Source organism: Nocardioides dubius (assembly GCF_039528155.1).
GTDB lineage: Bacteria > Actinomycetota > Actinomycetes > Propionibacteriales > Nocardioidaceae > Nocardioides > Nocardioides dubius.
Genome location: NZ_BAAALG010000013.1, coordinates 82,705 through 89,230, shown reverse-complemented (window position 1 = coordinate 89,230; position 6,526 = coordinate 82,705). Strand labels below are relative to the sequence as shown.

Genomic DNA, 6,526 nt, shown 5'->3' with positions numbered 1-6,526 from the left:
GCCCAGCACGGCCTGCTTGATCTGGTCGAACTCGGCCTGGCTGATCGCACCCTGGTCGAGCAGCTCCTTGGCCGAGGAGATCTCGGAGGCCGGGCCACCCGACACGGTGCGCACGTACTCGTCGAAGGCGCTCTGCGCCGCACGCTGCTGACGGACGGTGCGCTCCGCCATCCCGGAGCCCCGGAAGATCAGGTAGGCCAGGGCCGTCAAGAAGGGCAGGAAGACGAGGCAGACCAGCCAGATCGCCTTGGCGACGCCGCCGAGCTCACGGTCACGGAACAGGTCGCTGATGATCGAGAACAACGCGATCAGGTAGGCGATGAAGACGAAGATGGTGAGGGCCCACCAGATGGTGTCCCAGATTGAAGACCAGTAGTCAGGCACGGAGCTTCCTCTCTCGTAAGGATCGGGCACCGTCCACAGCGCGGTAGCTGTCGTCGCGCGCTGCGGACGGACACCCGCTAGGAGTCACGGTAGGGACTTCCTGCCGTCACCGGAAGGGACTTAGGACCCGGGGCGGGAGGAATTCGACGCTCCTGGCCCGCCGGATGTAGGCCGGACGCCGACCCAGGCGAAGAGCAGCGCGCCGACGGACACGACGGCCAGCAGCCCCAGGCCGAGCCCGTAGCCCTCCAGCGCGACCTCGTAGGTGGCACCCATCACCAGCGGCGGGAAGAAGCCGCCCAATCCGCCGGCGGCACCGACCAGGCCGCTCACGGAGCCGACCCGCTCCGGGGGTGCGAGAGCGGCGACCCAGGCGAAGACCCCGCCGGTGCCGAGACCGAGGAAGAACGCGAGGGCGATGAACGCGGCACCCGCCGGCACCTCGATCGGCGGCTCGAAGGCCACGACCACGGCCATCACCGCGGTTCCGGCCAACGATGAGGCGACCACGTTGCGGGGCCCGATCCGGTCGGCGAGCACCCCGCCCAGCGGCCGGGCGAGGACGGCGGCCAGCGCGAAGCCCGCCGTCCGGGTGCCGGCGCCCGTCAGGTCGAACTCGTAGACATCCTTGAGGTAGGTGGGGAGATAGGTGGAGAAGGCGACGAAGCCACCGAAGGCCACCGCATAGAGGAAGGACATCTTCCAGGTGACGGGCAACCGCAGCGCGCCGAGAAACTTGGGAGCGACCGGGTCGTGGTTGGCACTCCAGCGTGGCGAGTCGCGCATGACCACCCAGCAGAGGGCGGCGGTGGCGAGCAGCCCCACCGCGACGATCAGGTGGGTGGCCAGGTAGCCGAACCAGTCGACGAAGCGCGGGGTGAAGAAGGCTGAGAGCGCCGTACCGCCCATCCCGGCGCCGAAGACGCCGGTGGCGAAGCCGCGGCGGTTCGCCTCGTACCAGGCGTTCACGAACGGGATGCCCACCGCGAAAGTGGTCCCGGCGATGCCGAGGAAGAACCCGAAGACGAGCAGCAGCGGGTACGAGTCGTTGCGTCCGGCGACGGCGACCAGGACGACGAACGGCGCCGAGACCACCAGCAGCACGGGGAACATCACCCGACCGCCGAAGCGATCGGTCAGCGCGCCGGCGAGGATGCGCCCCAGCGAGCCCACCAGCACCGGGATCGCCACCAGCAAGGACTTCTCGCCGTTGCTGAGGTCGAGGTCGGCGGCATAGCGGACCCCGAGAGGGGCGATCAGGTTCCACGCCCAGAAGCTGACGGCGAAGGCGAGCGTCGCCAGCGACAGGTTGAGCCCGGCGCCCCGCAGGCTTGCGGCCGGCTGGGCTCCGGTGGTCGGGGTAGGTGTCCCGGTCATGATCAGCGCACCCTGTCGGTCGTGCCGACGGGGCTCCACCCCGAGGGGGTGGGACGGGTGCCCCGGCGGCGATCGCGGCTTCGATAGACGATGTAGGGACGGAAGAGATAGTGGACGGGTGCGGTGAAGGCATGCACCAGCCGGGTGAAGGGCCAGACCGCGAAGAGGGTCAACGCGATCAACACGTGCAGGTGGAACTGCACCGGCGCCGCAGCCATCGCGTCGACGTCCGGGCGCAGCGTGAAGAGCGACCGGAACCAGGGCGAGACCGTCTCCCGATAGTTGTGCGCCTCATGACCGGCACCCACTGCGACCAGGGTGGTCCACAGCCCCAACGCGATCGTGGAGACCAGCAGGACGTACATCAGCTTGTCGTTGCGGGTGGTGGCCATGAAGACCGGGCCGGTGGTGCGCCGCCGGTAGACCAGGATCAACAGGCCGCCGAGGGTGAGCACGCCCGCGATGCCGCCGAAGAGCAGCGCGTTGAAGTGGTAGATCGCCTCGGTCACGCCGACCGCCTCGGTCCACGACTCCGGGATCACCAACCCGCCGACATGCCCGATGAAGACCACCAGGATCCCGACGTGGAACATCGGCGACCCGATCCGCAGCAGCCTCGACTCATAGAGCTGCGAGGAGCGAGTCGTCCAGCCGAACTTGTCATAGCGGTAGCGCCAGATCGTGCCGCCCACCAGGATCGCCAGGCTCAGGTAGGGCAGTACGCCCCACAGCACTGTGCTCATCGGGTCACCTCCGGGTCGGCCATCGGCAGCAGTCGGGGATCGAAGGGCTCCAGGCCCACCGACTCGGTGGGTGGCGGACCGGCCAGCGCCATTGCCGCTGCCCGATCCGCAGGCGAGGGGCCGGGCAAGGTCGAGCAGACGGCGGCGAGGGCTGCCGCGTAGGGCGTGCCGGCGTCCAGGAGCGCCAGCCGGAGGAGCTCGAGGCTGGCCCGGTACTGCTGCAGCAGCGCACAGCCGGCCTCCGGGTCGACCAGCGCCGCGAACTCCAGCACCAGGCACAGGTGGTCGGGCAGCTCTCCCTGCGTCTGCACGAGATGGCCGGAGGCTCGGTAGGCCTCCTTGAACCGGGTCAGCGCCTCACCGCGCCGCCGCGTGTCGCCGTCGGTCCAGTAGGAGAGGTGCAACGCGTGCTTGCGATCGAGGTCGAAGAGCTCGACGTAGACCCGTTGCGACTCCGCGAGAGGGCGCGCGGCGAGCAGGTCGATCAGCTCGGCGAGCCCGTGGTCGTCGGCCTCGAGCTCGCCTAGTGCGGCGCCGAGGACCGGAAGCTGGGCGAGCAGCTGCTCGTCGGGATAGGCGAGGCACCACGCCACCACCTGGTGCAGCACCCGCTGCTCGTGACGACGGCGCTCGGCACGGACGCGTCCGGCTCGCAGGCGCACCACGGCTCAATCCTCCCGGCCGGGGCGGATGTCGCGGCGTTGCGGGAACAGGCCCGGTGGGCTCCCGTTGCCGTCCCAGTTCAACAGGTTGACCCGGCCCCGCAGCTCATCGGTGGAGGCCGCCGCATCCGCCGTCTGGCGCTGGCGCAAGGCGGTGAAGGTCTCCACCGCGACCGGGGTGGGAGCGCCGCTGGCCTCGCCGAACGGCCCCGACTCGTACATGCCCGGCCCCGCGTCGAAGTCGAGCGAGCAGCCGATCTCCTCCAGGCGGTGGGCGTCCTCGACGTGAGCCGCGGGGATCACGTAGCGGTCCTCGTACTTGGCCAACGCCATCAACCGGTACATCTCGTACAGCGCCTCCTCACTCATCCCCACGCTCTGCGGGATGGAGGCGTCCGGCTCCCGGCCCAGGGTGACCCCGCGCATGTAGGAGCGCATCGCGGCCAGCTTGCGGAGCACGGCGGTCACGGTGCTGGTCTCTCCCGCCGTGAACAGCTCGGCCAGGTACTCGACAGGGATCCGCAGCGCGTCGATCGCACCGAAGAGAGTGCCGGTGTCCTCCGCGTCGTGGCCCTGCTCAGCCAGCAGATCCACCACCGGTGAGAGCGGCGGCACGTACCAGACCATCGGCATCGTCCGGTACTCCGGATGCAGCGGCAGGGCGACACCGTAGGTCTTGGCGAGTGCATAGACCGGTGAGCGCCGGGCGGCCACCATCCAGTCATCGGGGATGCCGGCTCGCTGGGCGGCGGCGATCACCTGAGGGTCGTTCGGATCGAGCATCAGGTCCAGCTGGGCCTGGTGCAGCTGCCGGTCGTCCGGGGTCGCGGCGGCCGCGGTCACCGCGTCCGCGTCGTAGAGGATCACACCGATGTAGCGCAGGCGGCCCACGCAGGTCTCGGCGCAGACGGTGGGCAGCCCGACCTCGACGCGCGGGTAGCAGAACGTGCACTTCTCGGCCTTGCCGGACTTGTGGTTGAAGTAGATCTTCTTGTACGGGCAGCCGGTGATGCACTGGCGCCAGCCGCGGCAGCGGTCCTGGTCGACCAGGACGATGCCGTCCTCGGAGCGCTTGTAGATCGCACCTGAGGGGCACGACGCCATGCAGGAGGGGTTCAGACAGTGCTCGCAGATCCTCGGCAGGTAGAACATGAAGGTCTTCTCGAGCTCGAAGCGGATCTTGTCCTCGGCCTCGCTCCGGACCTTCTCCACGATCGGGTCGAGATGGCCGTGCTGGGTCGCGCCACCGAGGTTGTCGTCCCAGTTGGCCGACCAGGTGACCTTGGTGTCCTTGCCGGTGATCAGCGACTTGGGTCGGGCGACCGGGAAGTCGTCGCCCAGCGGGGCGTCGACCAGGGTGCGGTAGTCGTAGGTCCACGGCTCGTAGTAGTCGGCGAGCTCGGGTTGCACAGGGCTGGCGAAGATGCCGGCCAGCTTGCGGAGTCGTCCTCCGGACTTCAGCCGCAGTCGTCCCCGTCGGTTCAGCTCCCAGCCTCCACGCCAACGCTCCTGGTCCTCGTAGCGCCGCGGGTAGCCCTGGCCCGGCTTGGTCTCCACATTGTTGAACCAGACGTACTCGGTGCCGGCCCGGTTGGTCCAGGCCTGCTTGCAGGTCACCGAGCAGGTGTGGCAGCCGATGCACTTGTCGAGGTTCATCACCATCGCGACCTGCGCCATGATCCGGGTCGGAGCGGTCATCAGTACTGCACCTCCTGCGAACGACGGCGCACGGTGGCGACCATGTCGCGTTGGTTGCCGGTGGGCCCGAGATAGTTGAAGGCGTAGCTCAGCTGGCCGTAGCCACCGATCAGGTGCGAGGGCTTCACCAGCAGCCGGGTCACCGAGTTGTGGATGCCGCCGCGCCGACCGGTGGCCTCCGACTTCGGCACGTCGATCGTGCGCTCCTGGGCATGGTGGACGTAGACCACCCCGGCCGGCATCCGGTGGCTCACCACGGCCCTCGCGACCAGCACGCCGTTGGCGTTCACGCACTCGACCCAGTCGTTGTCGCTGACCGCGATCGCCTCGGCGTCCGCGGGGCTCATCCAGACCGTGGGTCCTCCGCGGGAGAGCGAGAGCATGAGCAGGTTGTCCTGGTACTCGGAGTGGATGGACCACTTGGAGTGCGGGGTCAGGTAGCGCACCGTGACCTGCGCCCCGCCGTCCGGACCGACCCGTGGCTCTCCGAAGAGCCGGTGCATGTCGAGCGGCGGCCGATAGGTCGGCAACCCCTCCCCGAGATCGGACATCCAGTCGTGGTCGAGGTAGAAGTGCATCCGCCCGGTGAGCGTGTGGAAGGGCTTCAGCCGCTCGATGTTGACCGTGAAGGGGGCGTAGCGTCGTCCGCCGGTCTCGGAGCCCGACCACTCCGGCGAGGTGATCACCGGAACGGGAGCGCGCTGGGTGTCGGCGAAGGTGATCCGCTTCTCTGCCGACCCCTCGGCGAGGTCGGCGAGGGGACGACCCACCCGCTTCTCCAGGGTGCGGAACCCCTGCACCGCGAGCTCACCGTTGGTGGTTCCGGAGAATGCCAGGATCGCCTCGGCCAGCTTGGCGTCGGTGTCGATCGCGGGGCGGCCGTCACCGGCGCCGCCGAGCATCACGCCGTTGCGGGCAGCGAGCCACTGCACCTGCTCCTCCAGGCGGTAGGTGACGTTCTTGACCGTGAAGCCCGCCGAGTCTGCGAGCGGGCCGATGGTGGCCAGCTTGTCGGCGATCGCGGTGTAGTCGCGCTCGACGACGGAGAAGGCCGGAGCGTTGCGGCCAGGGACTCCCGGCTTGCCCGAGCCCTTCCAGTCAGTCACCCGGCCAGCGGGCTGCGCGGTCTGGCCTGGCGTGTCGTGCTGCATCGGGACGCTGACCAGGTCGCGACGCACCCCCAGGTGGGTCGCCGCCATCGCGGAGAAGCGCTGGGCGAGCTGGTGGAAGAGCTCGAAGTCGGTCTTCGCCTGCCATGGCGGGTCGATGGCGGGGGTGAACGCGTGCACGAACGGGTGCATGTCGGTGGAGGACAGGTCGTGCTTCTCGTACCAGGTGGCGGCCGGGAGGACGACGTCGGAGAGCAGGGTGGTGGAGGTCATCCGGAAGTCGGCGGAGACCAGCAGGTCGAGCTTCCCCTCGGGTGCCTCGTCATGCCAGCGCACCTCGCTCGGCCGTGGCGCGTTGGGGTTCTCGGTGCCCATCACGTTGGAGTGCGTGCCGAGCAGATGCTTGAGGAAGTACTCGTTGCCCTTCGCGGAGGAGCCCATCAGGTTGGAGCGCCAGAGCATCAGGGTCCGGGGCCAGTTCTCCGGGGCGTCGACGTCGGCGATGGCGGGCTGGAGCGATCCGTCGTGCAGGCGCTCGGCCACGTACGAGCCG

Annotated in this window: 6 protein-coding genes; all 6 read right to left on the bottom strand. The window is 69.2% G+C overall.

All coding sequences use genetic code 11. The features are described from left to right. A partial coding sequence (locus ABD151_RS17565) for an SHOCT domain-containing protein (RefSeq protein ID WP_343996101.1) occupies nt 1–384 on the bottom strand: 384 nt, incomplete at its 3' end. A gap of 120 nt (nt 385–504) precedes the next feature. Next, nucleotides 505–1,761, bottom strand: coding sequence for an MFS transporter (locus ABD151_RS17560; RefSeq protein WP_343996099.1), 1,257 nt, complete (start codon nt 1,759–1,761; stop codon nt 505–507). 2 nt (nt 1,762–1,763) lie between these two features. Next, the gene (gene narI / locus ABD151_RS17555) at nt 1,764–2,504 is read right to left on the bottom strand and encodes a respiratory nitrate reductase subunit gamma (protein ID WP_343996098.1); all 741 of its coding nucleotides are present in this window, start codon (nt 2,502–2,504) and stop codon (nt 1,764–1,766) included. Continuing rightward, complete coding sequence (gene narJ, locus ABD151_RS17550) at nt 2,501–3,169, bottom strand: nitrate reductase molybdenum cofactor assembly chaperone (RefSeq protein WP_343996097.1); 669 nt, start codon at nt 3,167–3,169, stop codon at nt 2,501–2,503. Before narJ ends, narI begins: the two co-directional genes overlap by 4 nt. A gap of 3 nt (nt 3,170–3,172) precedes the next feature. Continuing rightward, nucleotides 3,173–4,864 (bottom strand): nitrate reductase subunit beta, encoded by a 1,692-nt coding sequence (gene narH, locus ABD151_RS17545; protein ID WP_343996096.1) that lies wholly within the window; start codon nt 4,862–4,864, stop codon nt 3,173–3,175. Then, nucleotides 4,864–6,526 (bottom strand): molybdopterin dinucleotide binding domain-containing protein (locus ABD151_RS17540; protein WP_343996095.1); only part of this gene is annotated, 1,663 nt, incomplete at its 5' end. The genes ABD151_RS17540 and narH, both read right to left, overlap by 1 nt.